At 57.3% G+C, this 21,571-nt stretch carries 14 protein-coding genes; 12 read left to right on the top strand and 2 right to left on the bottom strand.

Features of this window, described 5'->3' with window-relative positions; all coding sequences use genetic code 11:
* Nucleotides 1–66: 66 nt before the first annotated feature.
* Nucleotides 67–390 (bottom strand): hypothetical protein, encoded by a 324-nt coding sequence (locus ACQ4N7_RS27640; RefSeq protein ID WP_430714660.1) that lies wholly within the window; start codon nucleotides 388–390, stop codon nucleotides 67–69.
* 184 nt (nucleotides 391–574) lie between these two features.
* Here ACQ4N7_RS27640 and ACQ4N7_RS27635 point away from each other — a divergent pair, with 184 nt between their 5' ends.
* From ACQ4N7_RS27635 to ACQ4N7_RS27590, 10 genes are all read left to right on the top strand, one after another.
* Nucleotides 575–1,489 (top strand): trypsin-like serine peptidase, encoded by a 915-nt coding sequence (locus ACQ4N7_RS27635; RefSeq protein ID WP_430714659.1) that lies wholly within the window; start codon nucleotides 575–577, stop codon nucleotides 1,487–1,489.
* 135 nt (nucleotides 1,490–1,624) lie between these two features.
* Nucleotides 1,625–4,870, top strand: a complete 3,246-nt coding sequence (locus ACQ4N7_RS27630; RefSeq protein ID WP_430714658.1) for a tetratricopeptide repeat protein — start codon at nucleotides 1,625–1,627, stop codon at nucleotides 4,868–4,870.
* A gap of 40 nt (nucleotides 4,871–4,910) precedes the next feature.
* On the top strand, nucleotides 4,911–7,217 hold the full coding sequence (locus ACQ4N7_RS27625; RefSeq protein WP_430714657.1) for a caspase family protein: 2,307 nt from the start codon (nucleotides 4,911–4,913) through the stop codon (nucleotides 7,215–7,217).
* A gap of 143 nt (nucleotides 7,218–7,360) precedes the next feature.
* The gene (locus tag ACQ4N7_RS27620) at nucleotides 7,361–8,275 is read left to right on the top strand and encodes a tetratricopeptide repeat protein (protein WP_430714656.1); all 915 of its coding nucleotides are present in this window, start codon (nucleotides 7,361–7,363) and stop codon (nucleotides 8,273–8,275) included.
* A 101-nt stretch (nucleotides 8,276–8,376) separates the two neighbouring features.
* A complete protein-coding gene (locus ACQ4N7_RS27615; protein ID WP_430714655.1) occupies nucleotides 8,377–8,664 on the top strand; it encodes a hypothetical protein in 288 nt (95 codons plus the stop codon).
* Between the two features lie 176 nt (nucleotides 8,665–8,840).
* A complete protein-coding gene (locus tag ACQ4N7_RS27610) occupies nucleotides 8,841–9,116 on the top strand; it encodes a hypothetical protein (RefSeq protein WP_430714654.1) in 276 nt (91 codons plus the stop codon).
* 35 nt (nucleotides 9,117–9,151) lie between these two features.
* Complete coding sequence (locus ACQ4N7_RS27605; protein ID WP_430714653.1) at nucleotides 9,152–10,189, top strand: cyclic nucleotide-binding domain-containing protein; 1,038 nt, start codon at nucleotides 9,152–9,154, stop codon at nucleotides 10,187–10,189.
* Between the two features lie 2 nt (nucleotides 10,190–10,191).
* Nucleotides 10,192–11,670 (top strand): NHLP bacteriocin system secretion protein, encoded by a 1,479-nt coding sequence (locus ACQ4N7_RS27600; protein ID WP_430714652.1) that lies wholly within the window; start codon nucleotides 10,192–10,194, stop codon nucleotides 11,668–11,670.
* Nucleotides 11,667–14,048, top strand: coding sequence for an NHLP family bacteriocin export ABC transporter peptidase/permease/ATPase subunit (locus ACQ4N7_RS27595; protein ID WP_430714651.1), 2,382 nt, complete (start codon nucleotides 11,667–11,669; stop codon nucleotides 14,046–14,048). The genes ACQ4N7_RS27600 and ACQ4N7_RS27595 overlap by 4 nt, the downstream gene beginning before the upstream one ends.
* Nucleotides 14,049–14,155: 107 nt before the next feature.
* Nucleotides 14,156–17,074, top strand: a complete 2,919-nt coding sequence (locus ACQ4N7_RS27590) for an NHLP bacteriocin export ABC transporter permease/ATPase subunit (protein ID WP_430714650.1) — start codon at nucleotides 14,156–14,158, stop codon at nucleotides 17,072–17,074.
* Between the two features lie 58 nt (nucleotides 17,075–17,132).
* On the opposite strand, the gene ACQ4N7_RS27585 is transcribed toward ACQ4N7_RS27590, so the two are convergent.
* Nucleotides 17,133–17,753, bottom strand: a complete 621-nt coding sequence (locus tag ACQ4N7_RS27585) for a Uma2 family endonuclease (RefSeq protein ID WP_430714649.1) — start codon at nucleotides 17,751–17,753, stop codon at nucleotides 17,133–17,135.
* Between the two features lie 212 nt (nucleotides 17,754–17,965).
* On the opposite strand from ACQ4N7_RS27585, the gene ACQ4N7_RS27580 reads away from it, so the two are divergent.
* Both ACQ4N7_RS27580 and ACQ4N7_RS27575 read left to right on the top strand, forming a co-directional pair.
* On the top strand, nucleotides 17,966–21,460 hold the full coding sequence (locus ACQ4N7_RS27580) for a tetratricopeptide repeat protein (RefSeq protein WP_430714648.1): 3,495 nt from the start codon (nucleotides 17,966–17,968) through the stop codon (nucleotides 21,458–21,460).
* Nucleotides 21,461–21,503: 43 nt separating this feature from the next.
* The coding region (locus tag ACQ4N7_RS27575; RefSeq protein WP_430714661.1) for a transposase-like zinc-binding domain-containing protein at nucleotides 21,504–21,571 on the top strand (68 nt) is incomplete at its 3' end.

Raw genomic sequence — 21,571 nt, 5'->3', positions numbered from 1 at the left:
TCGCTCGGGGGCAATGCAATAAGATTGTCGTCATTCATGGTGTATTCCTTCGCTGGTTACCTTGTTTCATCCAGCAGGATACGCCCTTCCTTCTTTTCCCTCCATACACCAGAAATCAACATAACTCTCCTCAATCGCCTCATAAATTGCCAAAGCAGCTTCCCAAGCTTGGAGCGCTTCTCGAAATTGGCTGCGCTGATACTGTTGAGTGCCTTGTTCAAATAAGTGGTCAGCTTCGGCTTTGCGGTCTTCGGTTGACTCAGATTGGGCGACAGTCACTTCTGCCTCAACCAGGTGCGGATTCTGCACCTCTGCTGATAAGCCTGGCCTTTGCACACCAGCAGCCACTGCAGCAGCGATTAACCAAAACCACATTGCGGAATGACGCATGAGTAGCCCTCTACCGGGGACGACACCAGCATATATGGCTGAGTGACGTGAACTTATTCAGCTAGCTATTTCAGTATGGCTTTCAGCAGTATCGACAACTTTGAGGCCGCCGAGTGAATCAGTGTGGCACGCCCAGACATAGATCCGTCTAGAAACTCAATCCACCTCGCTTGGAGTTGACCCCATGCACCTCTTTTTCTCTTTGGGTACCGCCGCCTTTAGCCTGGTACTGGGCCTGACCAGCCACCTCCTAGCGCCGCCTCTGGTGGCCGGAGAGCTAACTGTGAATGCGGATAGCGATCGCTCAGAGCTATGGCGTACCCTAAAGGCCAGCGAGCCGATCATTCCCGTTGGGCTGGCTATCTCTGGCAACCCCACCGAGGGCAGTCGCGCCGTGATTGGTGAAGACAGGCGGGTGCCCGTGACCAGTCAGGCTTACCCCTGGTCGGCGGTGGGGCAAATTTCTGGCCTTGCCGCCGATGGCAGCGCCTATATCTGCACCGGCTCTCTGGTGGCCGAAGACATTGTGCTCACCAACGCCCACTGCATCATTGATGCAGAAACTGGAGAACTGGCCCGCAACATTCAATTTAAGCCCAATCTGATTAACGGTCAGGTGGCGAGCCCAGACGATATCGCCAATGTAGAACCTCTGTTGTTGGGTACTGACTTTGCTGACGGGCGCAAACCCAACCCAGATGACTGGGCTCTGGTCGCCATTGACCAGCCCCTGGGGCAAACGTACGGCACCCTGGGGCTGGCCTCTTTCTCCACGGCAGCTCTGGCCGAGCAGCCCTTTGCCGAAAACCTGGTCATGATGGGCTACTCTGGCGATTTTCCGGTCTATAGCCCTGGCAATACGGCTAGTGCCCATGTGGGGTGCAGCATTGTGGGTGAAGAGCAAGAGGTGGTGCTGCACCTCTGCGACACCTACGGCGGCTCGTCGGGCGGGCCAATTTTGACCCTGATGAATGACGACATTCGGATTGTGGCGCTGAACTCTGGCGAACTGACTGACTCAGAGACCGGAGCGGGCCTGGTGAACGTCGCGGTGAAGGTGCCCCGCATTCTTGACCAGCTCAGGGCGATGAGCAATTAAGTGATGGTGACTTCAACGCCGCTAGCGTTGGTTTGTCGATACCGTCTACTCAGTGCTGCCAGACATGGGTAAGGTTGAAGCACTACATCGAGCGACTAATCCATAGTGTTGAGCAGGCTACAGGGAGAACAACCGATGCCTAATTTGATTAGACTGTATTTGCGGCGGTGGCCAACCCCTGTTGCTAGCCTGGTGCTGGGAGCGGCGCTGCTGTGGGGAAGCGGGGTTGGAGGGCAGGAGGTGCAGGCCGCCGGGGTTACTTTGGCTCAATTGTCTCCGAACCCAGCCCAGGTCACCGCCCTAGCAGAGGCAGAGCGCTTGACTGAGGAAGCGTTTCAGCTTTACCAGGCAGGCCGCTATGCAGAGGCGATTCCCCTGGCGCAGCAGGCGCTCGACCTTCGAGAAGCAGCCCTAGGCGACAGCCATCCCGATGTCGCCACCAGCCTCTACAACCTAGCAGCCCTTTACCATGACCAAGGCAACTACAATGCGGCAGAACCCCTATATAAACGATCGCTCTCAATTCGAGAAACGGCCTTAGGCCAGACCCATCCCGGTGTCGCTCAAAGCTTGAATAATTTGGCGAGACTGTACCAAGATCAGGGCACCTACAGTACCGCAGAATCCCTCTTTGAGCGATCGCTCTCGATCCTAGAAACAGCTTTAGGTGAGAGCCATCCCGATGTCGCTGCTAGCCTCAACAATTTGGCACTCCTCTACCAAGACTTGGGCAACTACAGTGCGGCAGAACCGCTCTATGAGCGATCGCTCTCAATTCGAGAAACAGCTTTAGGCGAAAGCCATCCCGATGTCGCCACTAGTCTCAATAATTTGGCAGAGCTTTACCGAGCCCAGGGTAACTACAGCGCTGCAGAACCGCTCTATGAGCGATCGCTCTCGATTTATGAAACGGCCTTGGGCGAGAACCATCCCCTTGTCGCTAATAGCCTCAACAATTTGGCACTCCTCTACAAAACTCAAGGCAACTACAGTGCGGCAGAACCGCTCTATAAGCGATCGCTCTCGATTTATGAAACGGCCTTAGGCGGGACCCATCCCCTTATCGCTACCAGTCTTAACAATTTGGCACTCCTCTACCAAGCCCAGGGCAACTACAGGGCCGCAGAACCCCTCTTTGAGCAAGCGCTCTCGATTCGAAAAATGACCTTAGGCGAGACTCATCCCGCTATCGCTACCAGTCTCAGCAGTTTGGCAGCCCTTTACCAAGATCAGGGCAACTACAGCGCCGCAGAACCCCTCTTTGAGCAAGCGCTCTCGATTTATAAAACAGCCTTAGGCGAAAGCCATCCCGATGTTGCTCAAAGCTTAAACAATTTGGCACTCCTCTATCAAGCTCAGGGTAACTACAGGGCCGCAGAACCCCTCTATGAGCGATCGCTCTCAATTCGAGAAACAGCCTTGGGTGAGAGCCATCCCAATGTTGCCACCAGTCTCAATAATTTGGCAGGACTCTACCATGACCAGGGCAACTACAGGGCCGCAGAACCGCTCTTTAAGCGATCGCTCTCGATTCGAGAAACAGCCTTAGGCGAGAGCCATCCCGATGTCGCCAACAGCTTAAATAATTTGGCAGGACTTTACCAAGCCCAGGGCAATATGGCCCAGAGCATTGCGCTTCTAAATCGGGGTGCCGCTGTTGAAGAAACCCATCTTGCCCTCAACCTGGCCATCGGTTCTGAAACGCACAAACAAGCCTACATCGCCACCCTATCTGGCACCACTCACAGGACGCTATCCCTGCATCTTCAGGGTACGCCGCAAAACCTGGCGGCGGGGCGTCTGGCCCTGACCACGGTGCTGCGGCGCAAGGGCCGCATTCTCGATGCCGTCACCGATACCCAGCAGTTGCTGCGGCAAAACCTCAGCCCCGAGTTGGCCCCTCTGCTCGATGCCTACACAGCCGCCCAGAGCCAGCTCGCCACCCGCCTCTATGGCGGCCTGGGCAACCAAGATCCCGCCGCCTATCGGGCCGAAATCGACGCTCTGCGCCAGCAGGTTGAGACGCTAGAAACCGACCTTGCCCGCCGCAGTGTCGAGTTTCGCACGGCCACCGAGCCGGTCGAAATTGAGGCCATTCAGGCCCTCATTCCCGCCGATGCGGCCCTGGTCGAACTGGTGCGCTATTCCCCCTTCGATCCAACCGACGCGGGACGTTGGGGCAGCCCCCGCTACGCCGCCTACATTCTTCACGCCACAGGCGACCCCCAGTGGGTCGATCTGGGTGAGGCTGCCGCCATCGACGAAGCCGCCGCTGCCTTGCTCAACGCCACCCGCACCCCCACTTCCCTCACCCAGGCCCGCGCCGCTGCCCGCGCCCTCGACGAGCAGCTCATGGCCCCCATTCGCCCGCTGCTGGGCAATGCCACCCACCTGCTGCTCTCCCCCGATAGCCAGCTCAACCTGGTGCCCTTTGCGGCGCTGCTCGATGACCAAGACCGTTACCTGGCCGAGACCTACACCCTTACCCACCTCACCACTGGCCGCGACCTGCTGCGGCTGCAAAACCCCGCCCCCAGCCGCCAGCCGCCGGTCATTCTAGCTAACCCCAACTACAACACCGCCGCTGCGGGGGGTAGCGCTTTAGCGGCGGGTGCCTCTGCCTCCCCTCGTTCCCAGGGGGCGGGGGCGAGGGCCACAGACCAGCGCTCCGCCAACATCACCGACCTGCGCTTTGGCCCCCTGCCCGGTACCGAGCGCGAGGTCAATGCTATCGCCCCTCTGTTGCCCAACCCCATCATGCTCACCGAGACCGAGGCTAGCGAAAGTGCCCTCAAGCAGGTGCAAGGGCCGAGCATCCTGCACTTGGCTACCCACGGCTTCTTTCTTGAGGATGTTGAGTTTGTACCCCCAGTTGACAGTCGCGGCGAGATCAATATCGTCTCAGCGGCTCCTGGCCAGCTGCCACCAGCAACAAATCGCCCCACCAGCCGCGAGAATCCGCTGCTGCGATCGGGGTTGGCTTTGGCCGGGTTCAATACCCGAGACAGTGTCGGTGAAGACGGTGTTTTTACCGCGTTAGAAGCCGCGAGTTTAGACCTACGTGGCACTCGCCTGGTGGTGCTCAGCGCCTGCGAAACTGGTGTGGGAGCTGTTGCGAATGGTGAAGGCGTTTATGGCCTGCGCCGCGCCTTCGTCATGGCCGGAGCCGAAAGCCAGCTGATGAGCCTTTGGAAAGTTGATGACCAGGCCACCGCCGACCTGATGGAGCGCTACTACCAGCACCTGCTCCAGGGCGAAGGTCGCAGCGTTGCCCTGCGCCAGGTGCAGCTCGCGCTGCTTGCAGACCCTGCCTATGCTCATCCCTATTACTGGGCGGCCTTCCTCTTCTCGGGTGACTGGCAACCCATTGAGGCGTTGTAGACCCCAACCCTAAAGTTCGTTCTTTATTCATTCTTTTCCCATGGCAAACCTCAAACGCCGACACTTTCTGCAAGCTGCTGGTTCTACCCTGGCGGCGATCGGTCTGAGCCAGCTAGATGTGCGGCGGCAGGGCGATCGCTACGCCCGCGCCCTGGCTCAGCCCACCAACCGCAAATTGGCTCTGCTCGTGGGTGTCAACCAGTACGCGGGTGGGGTCACTCCCCTACGGGGCTGCCTCACCGACGTGCGTATGCAAAAAGAGCTGCTGGTACACCGCTTTGGCTTTGACCCAGCTAATATTTTGACGCTAGAAAACCAGGCCGCTACCCGCCAGAACTTGCTAGGTGCCTTTGAGTCTCACTTAATTGACCAGGCTCAGCCGGGGGATGTGGTGGTGTTTCACTTCTCAGGCCACGGTTCTCTGGTGCGCGACCCCGACCCGATCGCGATCGCCAACGGGGTCGAGGGCTACAACGGCAGCCTGCTGCCTTACGATGCCCGGCTGAATGTGACCGACAACCGGGTCAACGACATCATGGGCAAAACCCTGTTTTTGCTGATGGCGAATCTTAAAACCGATCAGGTGACGGTCATGCTCGACAGCTGCCACTCGGGCGGCGGCACCCGAGGCGATCTAATCATGCGGGCCGTCGAGTCACGGATCGCTTTGGGCGATGCAGAACCCAGTGCTCTGGAACTGGCGGAACAGGAACGATGGCTGTCGCGGCTGGGCTGGTCACCTGCCCAGCTGAAGGGCGAGCGCAGCCGGGGCATTGCCAAGGGCGTAGCGCTCGGGTCAGCCCAGGCCAACCAACTGGCGGCAGATGCCTCCTTTGGCGAGGGTGCAGGGCAGTTTCACGCCGGGGCGTTTACCTATGCCCTGACCCGCTACCTGTGGCAGCAGCCGAGCAGCCTACCGCTCGATCGCGTGTTTGTCGACCTGGCTCGCAGCACGAGAGATGTAGCCAACAGCGCTCGTGTTGTGCAGTCGCCTATCTACGAGGTGGAGCCAGGGCGCAACTTTGGTCAAGAACCGCTCTTTTTTAGCCGTCCCCAGACCCCGGCAGCAGAGGCCGTTGTGGTGGGTGCTGAGGCCAGTGGCGAGGTCAAGTTCTGGCTAGGGGGCGTATCGTCCCAGAGTTTGTCCGCTTTTGAGAGCGGGGCTATTTTCTCGGTCGTGGATGGCAATGGCAATGAAATCGGTCAGGTTGAGCAAACCCGGCGAGTGGGGCTAGAGGGCTACGGTACTCTGGCGAATAGCACTCGGGAGCAGATCGCAGCGGGGCAGCTGCTGCGGGAACGGGTGCGGGGAGTGCCGACCGATTTGACTCTGCGAGTGGGTCTAGATGCTTCTTTGGGGGCAGATGTGGAGACGGCACGATGGTCAATGACCGGCCCTCAGGGGCCATCGCAGCTAGCTACCTTTAACCGCATTCAACCTGTCGCGGTAGACGGCAGCCAAAGCCCCCACTACCTGCTGGGCCGCATGACTGAACAGGGGCTTGCGATCGCCGCCGCCGAAGCCGTTCGCGACGTGGGCGAGATGGGCAGCATTGGCCTATTTACGCCAGGGTTAGTGGCCATTCGCGCCAGTTTTGGTGAGCCTGATGAGTCCATTGGCTCCGCCATTCAGAGGCTCAACCCCACGCTCAAGCTGCTGCTGGCTGGGCAGGTGCTGCGATCGGTGCTTAACAGCGACACCTCTAACCTCAAAGTCGAAGTGGTAGTGCAACCAGTCGATAGCGATCTGGCCGTAGGCCGCAGCGCCAGCCGAGGCAGCCAGGTTGGCATGGTGGCCCAAAGGCTAGAGGGTGTAGTGCAAGCGCTACGCTCAGGCAGCGAAATTGTGGTGACGGTTGCCAATGGCGAACCCCGCAACCTCTACGTCGCGATCTTGGCCATCGGCAGCTCAGGAAGCATGGCGGTGCTACACCCCACCGACTGGGACTCGCCAGAAAGTGAACCACTGTTAGAACCAGGGCAGCAGCTCGCCATTCCCCGTCAGGAGCTAGGGCGCGACCCTAACCGCGACTACTGTGCTAACCCCAGCAAAGCTTTTCACCTGTGCCTGAGCAGCTCTGGCTATGCTGAAATTTTGACCCTGGTTAGCACCAGCCCCCTGCGCGATGCTCTGCGCGGCCTTCGGCAAATTGCCGCCGCTAACAACACTCGCAGCGGCGACCCCATCGGCCTACAAAACGATGACCCCGTCAATGTGATAGACACCCTACTGGGCGATATTGATCGCACTACTCGCGGCGACACCACAGTGCGCGGAGGCGTACGCGGGGTAGATACGACCCAGCTTGCAGCTCTGTCTACCCTAATTCAGGTGGTAGAAAACTGAGCACTCGGCGGGGGCAATTCGCGTAGCGTTTGGGCTCCGACTCGGAACGAGGATCCGTACCGGAATCGCCAAAAGGTCTGGTCTGAATCGGTTTGGCCCATCCAGACATAGGTGTAGGTAGATGAGTTTAACCCCTACCTACCATGACCAGCCCCCGCTTTTTGATCGACTACCTGGCGCAGAGCCGCCCGGTAATTTTGATGCAAATGTTCCCCGCAGTACAGACTATCGAACAGCGCTATCACCTCTCTTGGCTGCGGTCTGTACCTGCCCTGCTCGAAACCGGCAAAATCCAGAGTGCCCTAGGCCATCTCTACTGCCAACTGGGCGAATGGGATCGCGCTGCCGGGGCCTATCTGCGATCGCTCAATGCCTTGAGCCACGCCGAAGATGCCGTAGCTCTGGGCCACACCCTCACCCACCTCAGCGTGGTGTTTGCCCATCGCCAGCAGTACCGCTGGGCCTATGACTATGCCGCCCAGGCCGTGCAACAGCTACACAACACCGACGACGACGCAGGCTATGCCGCTGCTCTCCACACCCTGGGCATAGGCCACTACTATCGCCGCCGCTACCGCCTGGCCCTTAAAACCCTCGAAAAAGTCCTCGCTCTCCGCCACGAACTGGGCGATGAGCTGGGCGAAGCCATCACCTTGGGCTGCATGGGACGTATCTATGCGGCGCAAAGCGAGCACTGGTGCGCGCTTTCCTGTTACGAGGCGGCCCTCGACGGCTATCGTCAACACCAGCACCAGCTCGAAGGCAACAGCTACGAAATCATGATTCGCAAGCGCATTGCTCGGCTGGCCAAGAGTGCCGGTCATGTCGATTTGGCAGTCGCCCATTTTGAGGCTGCCCTGATGCTTTGTCAGAAATGTGATCGAGCCTTGGCGGTCGAGATTTTGACCGAACTGGCCAGCCTGCACGAAGGGTTACAGCAGACCAAAACTGCCCTTCGCTATCACCAGCAAGCGCGACAGTGGTGGCAGTCTGTAAAACCCGAAACTACTGACAAAAATGCGATCACCCTACAGCTAATCGAAGAAGGTTACTACTAAGTTGAATAAGCTCATCTCCGTGAGACATAGGTAAGAACAGGAAGGCCAATAAACCCGCCTTCCTAACTTGGAAAAACCAACTCTCTAAAGGAGAAACGTTCATGTCTGACATCATTAAGCCCAACGACATCATTGCCGAAGCTGAAGAGGCCGCCAATCTGGCTATCACCGAACTTTCCACGGGCGAACTGGAGGATTGCAGCGGCGGTGCCAGCGGCCTGGGCGATATCAGCAGCCTGTTCAAAGGGGCGAGCAGCTTCTTCGAGCAGTCGGGTATTGCAATGGATCAGGTGAGCTTTGCTGGCCCCAACGGCGCTGGCAGCATCAGCTCTCTCGGTGCCTTCAATACCGCCTCTGGCAACTCCGATGTGATTAGCTTCGGGCTGTAGAAGCCGTTATCTAAACGACGAGTGATCCTTAGATGTCAATCCTCTAATTACTCGTCGCACTAGTGCACAGGGCTTCCATGCAGAGATGTGGCTCCACCATGTCTCTGCATGTTTCCTAAGTCTGAATAAATCAAGTTTGCTCCAATTTTTGACCTGAATACAGGATTTTGCAAATCATGAAAAAGGATGATTTAGATCTCGCCTCGGTTGAGCTATCTCCAACAGAATTAGACGAGGTTTCTGGCGGACTAGACATTTTTATCTCGGGTTCAATGTTCGATCAAAGTGAGAGCATGCTGGGCCTGTCGGGAGGCTGCGGCTGCCCAGGATCTACTCTCGCGCAAACGTCAAATACCTCCTCAGGCACTTTCCAATTTGCTGGGCTGGGCTTTGAGTCGGTAGGGCAAATTTTTGCCGTCTTCGCCGGACTATCGCGCCTGTTTGGCCGATAGCAATTTTTGAGCCATTCACCAATCAGGATATTGCGATGACAACGCCCCTGCTTCGAGAATTTAACCAGCAAGATGTGGATTGGCTAGTGCAGACCGGCATGCTGCGATCGCTCCAGGCAGGCGATCGCCTCCACAGTCCCTACCAATCCCTGGATTACCTGTGGATTGTAGTCAATGGTCAGCTATCGGTGGTGCTGAAGTCCCAACCAGCTGACGAGAGTGGCAAAGCTATTCCTAAAGAAATCCTGCGGTTATCCAGTGGGGAGTTGGCTGGTGCACTGCCTGCTGTCACCACTTACCTCTCCCAATCCACCTTGTTTGCCCTTACCGACACCACTGTTCTGGCAATTCCCTTAACCACTCTCACCCAAAAACTGGCAGACGATACCGCCTTCGCCGCCCCATTCTATCGGGTCGTAGCCCTGACTCTGCGGCACCAGCTTACCCAATGGGCGGCCCAGATGGGCTACAGCGTAGCTCTGCTCGGCCAGCTTCAGCTCAAGGAAGCGGCGACGGTGTTTGCCGAACTGGCCGACAGTGACCTGGATTGGATGATGGCGGTGGGGCAAGTCGAGTCGGTTAAACCCGGCACGCCTCTATTGCGCTGCGGCTATCCGGTCGATGCCCTGCATTTACTGCTGGAGGGGGCGGTAGGCCTGAGCGCCGCTGAGCAGCCCCCCAACCAGGTGGTAAGCGCCCTTATGCCAGATCCAGAGAGAGCCGAAACCGAATTTGCCCGACTGTCGCGGGGTGACTTAATTGGTGAAACCCTACTGATGGATTCGGCTCCGGCGGCGGTAAGGGCGATCGCTCTGCGCGAGTCTACCCTGCTCACCATTCCCCGCTGGCGGCTGCTGGCCAAGCTGCTCTACGATCGCCCCTTTGCCGCCCGCCTCTACCGTCTGCTGGCCCTGCTGCTGGCCAGCAAACAGCAGCTCATGCTGCAAAAGCTGGGCGTTTTGGCCCCCAATAGCGATCTCGATGGCCAGGCCATGGAGCGGGTGGCCCTGGCTGAGGCTCGCTTTGAGTGGCTGGTGCAGCGTTTGCAAGCCCAATCTACCCCCGGAGTTTGACCATGGTACCGGCAAAACACAGCAACCTATTTCGTCCCCAGGCGCTGGAGCGCAGCGCCTCTCCTGAACAGCTCGATCAACTGGTGCAGGTGGTCAGCCCCAGGCGCTGGCTGGCGCTAACGGCCCTGGGGCTGCTGGTCAGTGCTGGGGCCGCCTGGAGCCTGCTGGGCCAGATTCCCCTAACCGTCACCGGGCAGGGGGTGTTGGTCTACCCCAGCGATGTGGTAACGGCGCAGTCGCCCGGTGCTGGCCCCCTGCGCTCGATCGAAGTGAAGCCGGGAGATTGGGTGAAGGCGGGCGACATTCTGGCAGTGCTGGATCAGTCGGAGCTAGAAACCCAGCTGCGGCTGGCCCAGGAGAAGCTGACCCAGCTCCAGATCCAAGATCAAACGGCCCAGCGGTTGAACAGCGATCGCAGCAGTCTAGATGAAGGGGCGATCGCCCAGCAGCGGCGAGCACTGGAGCAGAATTTGCGATCGCAGCAGGCCCTTACCCCCACCCTGAAAGCCCGCGCCGAAGCGTCGCTGCGCCAGGAGCGCCAGACCCTTCAGCAGCGGCTCGCAACCCTGCAAGCCCGCCTGCCCATCTACCAGACCCGCTGGGAAAACTGGCAGCGTTTAGCCGCCGAGGGCGCTATGTCCCAGGAAGAAGTGCTGAGCGTGCAGCTCGAATACCAGGAGCTGCAAAACGAAGTCAACGATGTTGAAACCCAGCTAGAGAGCCTGGATCTACGCGACACTGAGGCCCAGCGCGACTACCTCGACAACCTCAACCGCATCGCCGACCTCCAGTCCCAACTTCAAGACCTCGACGCCAGCGCTGCCGCCCAGCGCGAGCAAGACAGCACTATTACCGCCCAGCGTCAAAAAGAAATCAAAGATACCGAGGCCACCATCGCCCAGCTCACCGAGCAGCTCAGCCGCAACCAGACCATCACCAGCGACCACGACGGCCAGGTAATCGAGGTGATGGCGCAGCCTGGCCAGCGCCTCGACCCCGGCATGCCTGTCGCCATGATCGCCGCTCAGGACAGCAACACCCCCCTCACCAGCGTCGCCTTTTTGCCCGTCAGCGAAGGCAAAAAAGTCAGCGTCGGCATGGCCCTCCAGGCTACCCCCACCACCGTCAAACGCGAAGAATACGGCGGCATTCTCGGCACCGTTGACGAGGTCTCCAGCTTTCCCGTCACCCAGGCTGGAGCTGCTCGCCTGGTCGGCCATCCCGACATTCTCCCCGGCATCATGGGCCAGGGGCCGCACATTGCCGTCTTTGCCAGCCTGCAACCTGACTACAGCCCCAATAACCCCAGTCAGCTGCGCTGGTCAGCCTCCCCCCAAGGCCCCGACCAGCCCATGACCCCCGGTATGACCACCACAGTCCGCATCACCGTCGAAAAGCGTCGCCCAATTTCCTACTTGCTGCCGATCCTCAAGCAGTGGGCTGGATTTGGCGACGAAGCAGTGAAAGGAGTGGAGTCATGAAACAGTTGATCGCCAAACTCAAAGACCGCCTCCGCCGTCCCGACCTGCGGCGTACGCCGACCCTGCTGCAAATGGAAGCGGTGGAATGCGGGGCCGCCTCTTTGGGAATGATCCTCGGCTACCACGGGCGAATTGTATCGCTGGCCGATCTGCGGCAAGCCTGCGGTATTTCGCGGGATGGCAGCAAAGCGTCGAATGTGCTCAACGCGGCGCGGCTCTACCACCTTGCGGGCAAAGGGCTGAAGGTTTCGTTAGAAGCGGTGCAGCAGCTAGAGCGGCCCTACATCGTGTTTTGGAACTTCAACCACTTCCTGGTCGTAGAAGGGTTCCACCGCCAGAGAGTGTACCTGAATGACCCGGCCACTGGCCCGCGCACGGTTTCCCTCGACGAATTTAGCGAGGGGTTTACCGGGGTGGTGCTGACCTTTGCTCCCGATGCCGAGTTTGAAAGAGGCGGGCAAAAGCGGGATTTGGTGCGATCGCTCCGTTTCCGCCTGCGCGGTTCCTTCCGAGCGCTGGCCTTTTGCCTGCTGGCGGGGCTGCTGCTGGTGCTGCCGGGGCTGGCCATGCCCGCCTTTTCCCAGGTGTTTGTCGATCAGGTGTTGATTCAGGGTCGTAGTAGCTGGCTGCGACCGCTGCTGCTGGGCATGCTGGTGACCTCAGTCCTGACCGGATTGCTAACGCGATTGCAGCTACAAATTTTGCGGCGGCTGCGCATCAAGCTGGCCATGGGCATGTCGAGCGGCTTCTTGTGGCACATTCTGCACCTGCCGGTGAGCTTCTACGACCAGCGCTTTGCCGGGGAAATCAGCAACCGCATCAAGCTCAACGATCGCCTCGCCAGCCTGCTCTCGGGCGAGCTGGCCACCACCGCTATTTCCTGCGTCATGGTGGTCTTCTACGGTCTGGTGATGTGGCAGTACGACTGGGTGCTGACCCTGATTGGCATTGGCTCAGTGGCGGTGAATTTGACGGCTCTGCGCTGGGTGGCCCGCCAGCGCTCCGACACCAATACCCGGCTAATGCAGGAGCAGGGTAAGGTCAGCGGCGTTGCGATCGCCGGTCTGCAAAGCATCGAAACCCTCAAGGCCTCGGGCCTGGAGTCCGACTTCTTCAACCGCTGGGCCGGGTACTATGCCAAATCCCTCAACGCCCGCCAGGAGATGGATCGCATTAACCAGCGCCTCGGCATGCTGCCCGCCTTTCTCTCCGGCCTCAGCGCCATGCTGCTGCTCACCATCGGCGGATTCCGCGTCATCGACGGTGCCCTCAGCATCGGTATGCTCGTCGCCTTTCAGTCGCTGATTCAGCAGTTCATGCAACCCGTCAACCAGCTGCTCAAACTCGCAGGCGACTTCCAGGAACTCGGCGGCACCCTCGATCGCCTCGACGACGTGCTTCAGAATCCAGTTGATCCGCTGCTGCCGGGTGGGGACGTGGGGAGTGGGCGAGTGGGCAAGTGGGCGAGTGGGCGAAACACAGAGCCACAGGAAACTGTCGATCGAGAACCCGATCCTTCTACCCCAACGACTGCCACCGCTCACCCATCCACCCACCTACCCACCTACCCGCCTACCCGCCTACCCGTCTACCCATCCACCCGCCTACCCATCCACCCATCCACCCATCCACCCTCCCCCCTCTCCCCCAAACTCCACGGCTTCCTCGATCTCCACCACCTCACCTTCGGCTACAACCGCACCGCGCCGCCGCTGATCGACAATCTCAGCCTCTCCCTCAAGCCGGGGCAGCGAGTGGCTCTAGTGGGCGGCAGCGGCAGCGGCAAATCGACCGTCGCCAAGCTGGTGTGCGGTCTCTACCAGCCCTGGTCGGGGGAGATCTGCTTCGACGGCCAGCCCCGCCACCAGATTCCGCGCCCTGTGCTAACAAATTCCCTGGCCATGGTCGAGCAAGACATTCTGCTGTTTGCGGGCATCGTGCGCGACAACCTCACCCTGTGGGATACCACCATTCCCGACGCCAACCTGATCCAGGCCTGCCGCGACGCCGCGATTCACGACACAATTCTCTCGATGCCCGGCGGCTACAGTGCCGAACTGCTCGAAGGGGCCGCCAACCTCAGCGGCGGCCAGCGCCAGCGCCTTGAAATTGCCCGCGCCCTGGTTAACAACCCCGCCATTCTGGTGATGGACGAAGCTACCAGCGCCCTCGACACCGAAACCGAGCGCACCATCGACTACAACCTGCGCCTGCGCGGCTGTACCTGCCTGATCGTCGCCCACCGCCTCAGCACCATCCGCGACTGCGACGAAATCATCGTCATGCACCACGGCAAAGTTGTCCAGCGCGGCAGTCACGATGACCTGCGCGAGCAAGAAGGGCCGTACTTGCAGCTGATTTGCAGTGAAGAAGGGTGAGAGAGTTTTGAGTTCAAAATTCAAAATTTTGCCCTTTGTCTTTTGCCTTTTGCACTTCTCCTTCCTCACCTCCCCATCCCCTTACCTCCCCATCCCCTCATCCCCCCATGCTCACCACCCACACATCCCCTGCTTCTCTCTCCCACTCCCTCCGCAGTAACGAACCCCTCTTCCTCGACGACCCCAAGACCTGCTGGCGGGTGGAAACGGGTACGCTGGCGCTGTTTGCGGTCAGTGTTCAATCAACAGCGCTGACCAGTCGGCGGCGCTATCTGTTTAGCGTTAAGCCGGGGGCGATGCTGTTTCCGGCGGCGCTGCTGGGGCAAGAGACCCCTTGCCAGCTGATGGCAATGCCGCTGGAATCGGTGAGTTTAAGGCCAATCGCTCTAACAGCGTTGGCAGACGAGTTGGCAAACAGCGGGACTGCCACAGCCACCCTGGCCGCCATTGAAAACTGGGTGCATCGGCTAGGGGCGGCCCTGTCAGATACCGTATCGGCGCGGTTAGCAACCCCCATTGAAGCTAGCGGGCTGCTGTCGCCCGGAGAAGTATATCAGCCATCCCAGGGGCGAATTACCTGGGTGCGGCTGCTGGCCGGGGAAGGGCAACTGCTGGGGCTGGAGCATCTGACGCTGACTCCGGCGGTTGGCCCCATACCCCTCAGCAGCCATCTTTGGTTGCAGGCGACGGCGATGGCAGAACTGGAGATCTGGCAGCCCCAGGGGCGGCGGCAGGCAGAGCCAGTTTTAGCTGGCCTGGGCCACCTGCAAACCCTGGTGCTCAGGGGCATTCAACACCTCGAAGCGCAGCAGCAGGTGCAGGAATATCAGCGGTTTGAAGCCCGTGCGCAGCTGAATATCCAGGCCGTGAGCCAGACGCTAACGCAGTTGGCGGGGGTGTTTGAGCCCTCTACTGCCGTTGAGAAATCCCAGGGACAGCAACCTGCTACTAAGGATGCTCTGCTAGTTGCGGCTGGAGCGGTGGGCCGGGTGCTGGGAATTGCCATTCAGCCCCCAGCCCAGTCAGAGGATTTGCGGCGGGTGAGGGATCCGCTGGAGGCGATCGCCCGCGCGTCCCAGATTCGCACTCGCCAGGTGGCCCTGCGCGACGACTGGTGGCGACGCGATGGTGGCCCGCTGCTGGCTTACGCCCGTGGGGATGGTCGCCCGCTGGCGCTGCTGCCCGTTGGGGCGACCCGCTACGAGGTGCTCGACCCGCAGAAAGGTAGTCGAGTGCTGTGCGATCGAACGGTTGCCGAGGGAATTTTGCCCGCGGCCCACACCTTCTACCGCCCGCTGCCGTACCAGCTCAAGCCGGTGCAGCTGCTTCAGTTCGCGCTACAGGGGCATCGTCAGGAACTGGTAGTAGTCGCGATCGCCAGCATTGCCGCCACGCTCCTGGGCATGGTCACTCCCCAGGCTACGGGCATTCTCATCGACCAGGCCATCCCTAATGCCGACCAGACCCTGCTGCTGCAAATTGCCTTTGCCCTGCTGGCCACCACCTTTGGAGCCACCCTGTTTCAGCTCACCCAGGGTATTGCCTTGATGCGGATTGAGTCTTTCGCCGACAGCAGCACTCAGGCCGCCGTGTGGGATCGGCTGCTGAAGCTGAAAACGTCCTTCTTTCGCGGCTACTCCATTGGCGATTTGAGCGCCAGAGTTTCCTCAATTAGCCAAATTCGCCAGCGGTTGGGCAACACCCTGCTCAAGAGCCTGTTTTCGAGCCTGTTCTCGCTGCTGAATCTGGGGCTGCTGTTCTACTACAGCGTTCCCCTGGCGCTAATTGCCGCTGGGGTGGCGCTGCTCAACATGGCCGTCACCGTGGTCTCGGGGGTGCTAACCCTGAAGAAAATTCGCCCGCTCCACGACCAGCAGGGCAAGCTCTTCGGCATGATGGTGCAGATGATCAACGGCGTTGCCAAGTTCCGCGTTGCCGGGGCCGAAACCCGCGCCTTTGCCTACTGGGGCCGCCAGTACGCTCAAGAACTGCGGCTCACCCTCGCCTCGGAGGGCATTGAGGACAATTTGACCGTGATCAACAACCTGCTGGCGACCCTTACCCCGGCGGTGCTGTTTGCCTTTGCCACCGGCATGGTGCAGCAGTCGCAGGGGGGAGAGGGCGGCTTTTCGACCGGCACGTTTCTGGCCTTTAATGCGGCTTTTGGCACCTTTATTGGCGGGGCTACCAGCCTCAGCAGTACCGTGATCGACGTGCTCGATGTGCTGCCCATCTGGCAGCGGGCCGAACCCATTCTCGCTGCCCAGCCCGAGGTTGACCCCCACAAGGCCGACCCAGGGCGGATCTCGGGCCAGGTGACGGTGAGCAACGTGGGCTTTCGCTACCGCTCCGACGGGGATCTGATTTTAGATGGCGTAACCCTCGCCATTGAGCCGGGGGAATTTGTCGCCCTGGTCGGCCCCTCGGGCAGCGGCAAATCGACGCTGTTTCGCCTGCTGCTAGGGTTCGATGCGCCGGAGGTGGGCACGGTGTACTTCGACGGGCAGGATATGGCGGGGCTCGACCTCAACGCCCTGCGGCGACAGTTTGGCGTGGTGCTGCAAACCAGCCGTTTGATGTCGGCCTCAATTTTTGAAAACATCGCCAGCAGCGCTCGCATCACCATGGAAGAAGCCTGGGAAGCGGCGACCATGGCGGGGCTAGCCGACGACATTCTCTCGATGCCGATGGGTATGCACACGGTGGTGAGCGAGGGGGGCACAAACCTCTCGGGCGGGCAGCGGCAGCGGCTGCTAATTGCCCGCGCCCTGGCCCTGCGACCCCGCATTCTGCTGTTTGACGAGGCTACCAGCGCCCTGGATAACCGCACCCAGGCGATCGTCAGCGAAAGCCTGGAGCGGCTGCGGGTGACGCGCATTGTGGTGGCCCACCGGCTCAGCACCATCCGTAAAGCCGATCGCATCTACGTACTCGAAAAAGGCCGCCTGATTCAGCAGGGCAGCTTTGATCAATTGGCCGTTGAAGAGGGGCTGTTTAGCCAGTTGGTTAAGCGCCAGCAGGTGTAGGCGGGGGATGTTCTTCCGTTAGAGTATCTGTCCACCCTGTAGCCCAGCCGGACTCCTTTTAGCGGGCTTCAGCATCGAATTTTAGATCGTCACTGGCTGGTGTCGTGTCAGGTTCACTAAAGGTGACGTCTTCGTAGAGGTCAGCAATTCCCCCCGCCCAACCTACGCTAGCCAGCGAAACCCGTTCGCCCGCTCGGTAGGGATGCAGCACCCACAGCCCCTCGGCATTGCGGCGAAACACCTCCACCTGTTGCCGAGTTTGAGAAATTAGTACGTACTCTTGCAGGCTCTCCAGGTGGCGGTAGTCGGTGAATTTGTCGCCCCGGTCAAAGGCTTCGGTGCTGTCAGAGAGCACTTCCACAATCAGGCAGGGATGGCGCTTAACGGCGCTAGAAGAAAAGTCGCGATCGTCGCAGGTGACCATCACGTCTGGATAGTAGTAGCAATTAAGCACTTCAATACGGGCTTTCATATCTAGAGCATAGGCTCGACAGCCCTGGTTTCGTAAGTGCGCCCGCAGCAGCGCCCAGAGATTGAGCGCGATGGTGACATGGGCATCGGTGCCCCCTGCCATGGCATAGACCTCGCCATTGCGGTACTCGTGTTTGATGGGGCTGGTGGCTTCTGCCGCCAAGTACTCTTCTGGGGAGATATAGCTGAAGGCTGAAGCAGCAACCATAGTCATCCTCTTAACACAAAGCGATAGCTCAATCCTAACGGCTCTTGCTGTTGGTGCCAGCCGAAGAACCAGGTGTTAGAGGGAATGGTGCGATGGTCAACGACCGATCCATTAGGGCGATCGCGGCCATGGTTGTCGAAAGTTTCCCTAAAGATGAATAAGTGGCGGCAGATGAGACATATATGCTGATGTCACCCTCACCAGAACTGTCTATGAACTACCGCATCTCCGCCCCCGGATTCTTGTTGGCTGTGCTTTTGAGTGGAGGCGTAGTACCGGCTTCTGCCCAGGGCGAGTTGAGCCAAGAACTAGTAGCTCAGCCAGAGAGTTCAGCGATCGCCAATGCTGAAATCCCTGTCGCAGGGACGGCTGCGGCAGCCCTGGTAGAGGGGCAGCAAGCCTATTATCAGGGACGGCTGCCGATGGCGCTGGAGCGGTTGAGTCAGGCGATCGCCCAGTTTGAGGCCGCGGGCAATGCCGATGGGGTAGCGGCGGCTCAGGTGGCGATCGCCCCTGTCCACATTACTATGGAAAACCTCGATGAAGCGGCAGCGGCAATCCAGGCAGCGCTGAGCTATTACCAGGCCGAAGGTAATGTAGCTGGGGAAACCCAAGCACTGGTAGCTCTGGGAGAACTACAAAGCTCGGAAACCGACTACGACGCTGCGTTGGCCAGCTTGCAACGAGCCGCAGCTCTAAGCGAACAAGCACAAGATACCTTTACCCAAGGCATAGCACTGCTCTCTATAGGGGGTATCTATAGTACTCAAGAGGACTATGCCAACGCCCTGACCTACATTGACCAAGCGCTGCCGTTGCTGCGGGATGACAGCGATGCCCTACGCCAGGGCTACTACCAAGCCGGGGCATTGACACTGAAGGCTATGAGTTTAATGGGGTTGGAGGAATTCGACCAGGCTAAAGGGCTGATTGAGCCTATTGAAACCATCAACCAATCCCTCCAGCATCCTGCGGTTAGTGGCTATCTTCCCCTTATTCAAGGAACACTTGCCGCGCAGCAGGGTGATGTGGATGAGGCGCTGAGTAATTACCGGCAAAGCATAGCCCTAATTCAAGAGTGGGGTTTTGATCATGAGACTGAAGTGCTTATTAATAGCGCAATAGGTGGAATTTACTTTGAGCGGCAAGATTTTGAGCAAGCATCTCAAGCTTTTGATCGGATACTAGCCGTCCTTGCAGCACAAAACAACGTTGCTGGTCAGCTAGAGTTTCTATTTCAAATTGGCAACCTGCATCAGGAAAATAAATATTATGCTCAGGCACAAACTTACTATGAAGCGGCTCTTTCCCATGCTCAAGCCACAGGTCGAACAGCCGAAGGTACTGTACTGAACCGTATTGGCCTGATGCTCTATTTTCAAGAGCAATATGAACAGGCATTGGAGTTTTTCTTGCCTGCTCTTGAGGCTATAAAAGATGTGAGCGATCATGCAAATGAAATCGCAGTTCTGGGCAACCTTGCTGACACCTATCAGCAGCTAGGAAAACCTGAAAAGGCAGAAGAATATCGTCTTCAGGTTTTAGCTTGGCACCAGGAGAATGTGATTAATGCTGAAAACAATGAAAATTATGATTCGGTCATTGCGTCCCTAAATCAACTCTATGAATTCAATAGAGATCAATCTCAACATTTTCTCTCGGTTGGCGACGAATATTTGAAGTCAGATCCACAAGAGGCGAGAAATTCAGCTAATGATGCTGTAGAAGCTGGAAATCTTGCTTTAAACTACGCTGAGCAAATGCTATACATTGCGCAAAGCCAAAATCGTACTGATTGGTTACCTACTGCCAACTACAATATTGCATTGGCGTTTGTTGCTATAGGTCAAGCCTACACGCTTGAAGCAAGTGGGTTTACAGCATCTCTCCAATTGCAAGACACCGTGGATTCTGAAAAAAGGGCATTGGAGTTCTATGAGCAAGCAATTTCCTTTGCCCTAGCATCCAATAATGAAACCATTATCAACTTAGCTTATGGCGGGTTCATAGGTGGTAACTATGCTATTGGGGTTGCCTACAACTCCATAGCAGAACACGGAAAAGCTATCGGATTCATTCTAAAAGCTCTAGAAGTTTCGCGACAAATTGATGATCGAGAAAGAGAACTTAATTATTTGTCTACACTAGATCACTCGTATACGAGGTTGGCAGAGCAACGTTTTCAGGAAAATAAAATTGATGAAGCTTTAGCATATTTAGAAACAGGAGAGAAATATAGCCTTGAAATTATTGAGCTGAGTGAAGAGCTGGAAGATCTAGAGAAAAAGGACAGCTTCATAAAACAAGCCCTAAATCAGTTATGGCGCATAAACTCGAAACGCAGAGAAATTCATGAAAGTCAAGGACTTTATGAAAAGGCTCTTGAGTCTGCCTACATTGCTTTAGATTTGGCCCCACAACTGGGTGAAGGTAGAATTGACTATACAAGCGATAGCTTAGCGACAATTGCCAGCCTTTACAACTCCTTAAATCGCTATGCCGAGGCATTGTTAGCATACGAGAACCTTGAGCAAATTGCTTCAGACAGAGGAGAGTTTTTCTACCAAACCATGGCCCTCGATAGGGCAGGATTTATTCATCTGAACCAAGGCAGATATGACGAAGCTATAGAAAATTTTGAAAAGTCCTTCAAAGTTGCAAAGGATAACAGCATTTTCCAATCTCAGACATTTTCCCTCAACTCGTTGAGCGGAGTTTACGCAGCACGGGGAAGCTACACTCAGGCAATGGAAGCGCTGACAACTGCATTGACATTGATCCGTGAAGGTAGAGAAACGCTAGAAAGTGAACTGACACCTGACTTGCTCAATCAAGTTTGTTATTTAGGCTTTTCGCCTCTATCGTCAGCAGAGGGTGATCCTTCAGAAGATCTGTCTATCGTTAACTATAGGCAAAGCCTTGATGAACGACTGTTTGAAGAAACTCGCGAAGACTGCATAGTGTCTTCTTGGCATGCGGAAAGCGCTATATTACATAGCATGGGAAGTATTCATAGTAGTCAAGGACGTTATTTAGAAGCGCTGGATTTATATAATCAATCCTTGGCAATCGATCAAGAATTTGAAGCTGGAGAGGTTGCCATGAGTGGAACTCTTTCAGGAATTGCTGGAGTCTATGAATCGCAGGGAAACTATGATCAAGCACTAGCTATTTATGAGCAAATTTTAGACATTTATGATCGCACAAACAATAGGCTTAGTTGGGCTAGGACTCTAAACAACATTGCCATTGTTTATGAGAATAGAGGTCAGTATTCTAAGGCTTTCGACTATTATCAAAGAGCTTTAGCTGTGGCCGATGAGTTAGATACTCCAGCTCTACGGAATAGTATTGTTTATAACATGGCAGCTTCATCTTCTATAAGAGGCGATTTTCAAGATACCTTGAATACTTATTATGAAACTCTTGAGGCAGATCGTAGCTTAGGACGCAGGGCCGATGAAGCAATTATCCTAAACGCTATTGGCGGCACATATTACTCACAGGGACAACTTGACTCTTCTAGTCAGGCTTATAATGAAGCTTTGGTTATTATCCGAGGCATTGGTGCTCGAAACTTAGAGATTGGCAGTGTTACTGGCTTGGGAAATATAGCAGAAACAAAAGGCGACTATGGTACTGCGCTGAGCTATTATCAGCAGGCATTAGAAATTGCTGAGGAGATTGATTCGGCACTGGTCTGCTAGGCGTTGATAAGTAAAATGGCTGTAGTGCAACTACTTCAGCCTGATGGATTGTCCTCACTGCCAGAGCCAACAAGTTGTCAAAAACGGGCGAGAGTCGCTTTCGGACGGCAC

This window comes from Nodosilinea sp. AN01ver1 (assembly GCF_050565655.1).
Lineage (GTDB): Bacteria > Cyanobacteriota > Cyanobacteriia > Phormidesmidales > Phormidesmidaceae > Nodosilinea.
The sequence above is the reverse complement of the archived record's forward strand: the minus strand, read 5'-3'. Positions and strand labels throughout refer to the sequence as shown.

What these genes read in the sequence shown, in the direction of transcription:
- ACQ4N7_RS27635 (WP_430714659.1), top strand. Translation starts at nt 575, where the DNA reads ATGCACCTCTTTTTCTCTTTGGGTACCGCCGCCTTTAGCCTGGTACTG.
- ACQ4N7_RS27615 (WP_430714655.1), top strand. Translation starts at nt 8,377, where the DNA reads ATGTCTGACATCATTAAGCCCAACGACATCATTGCCGAAGCTGAAGAG.
- ACQ4N7_RS27640 (WP_430714660.1), bottom strand. Translation starts at nt 390, where the DNA reads ATGCGTCATTCCGCAATGTGGTTTTGGTTAATCGCTGCTGCAGTGGCT.
- ACQ4N7_RS27605 (WP_430714653.1), top strand. Translation starts at nt 9,152, where the DNA reads ATGACAACGCCCCTGCTTCGAGAATTTAACCAGCAAGATGTGGATTGG.
- ACQ4N7_RS27620 (WP_430714656.1), top strand. Translation starts at nt 7,361, where the DNA reads ATGACCAGCCCCCGCTTTTTGATCGACTACCTGGCGCAGAGCCGCCCG.
- ACQ4N7_RS27595 (WP_430714651.1), top strand. Translation starts at nt 11,667, where the DNA reads ATGAAACAGTTGATCGCCAAACTCAAAGACCGCCTCCGCCGTCCCGAC.
- ACQ4N7_RS27600 (WP_430714652.1), top strand. Translation starts at nt 10,192, where the DNA reads ATGGTACCGGCAAAACACAGCAACCTATTTCGTCCCCAGGCGCTGGAG.
- ACQ4N7_RS27630 (WP_430714658.1), top strand. Translation starts at nt 1,625, where the DNA reads ATGCCTAATTTGATTAGACTGTATTTGCGGCGGTGGCCAACCCCTGTT.
- ACQ4N7_RS27625 (WP_430714657.1), top strand. Translation starts at nt 4,911, where the DNA reads ATGGCAAACCTCAAACGCCGACACTTTCTGCAAGCTGCTGGTTCTACC.
- ACQ4N7_RS27585 (WP_430714649.1), bottom strand. Translation starts at nt 17,753, where the DNA reads ATGGTTGCTGCTTCAGCCTTCAGCTATATCTCCCCAGAAGAGTACTTG.
- ACQ4N7_RS27590 (WP_430714650.1), top strand. Translation starts at nt 14,156, where the DNA reads ATGCTCACCACCCACACATCCCCTGCTTCTCTCTCCCACTCCCTCCGC.
- ACQ4N7_RS27580 (WP_430714648.1), top strand. Translation starts at nt 17,966, where the DNA reads ATGAACTACCGCATCTCCGCCCCCGGATTCTTGTTGGCTGTGCTTTTG.
- ACQ4N7_RS27610 (WP_430714654.1), top strand. Translation starts at nt 8,841, where the DNA reads ATGAAAAAGGATGATTTAGATCTCGCCTCGGTTGAGCTATCTCCAACA.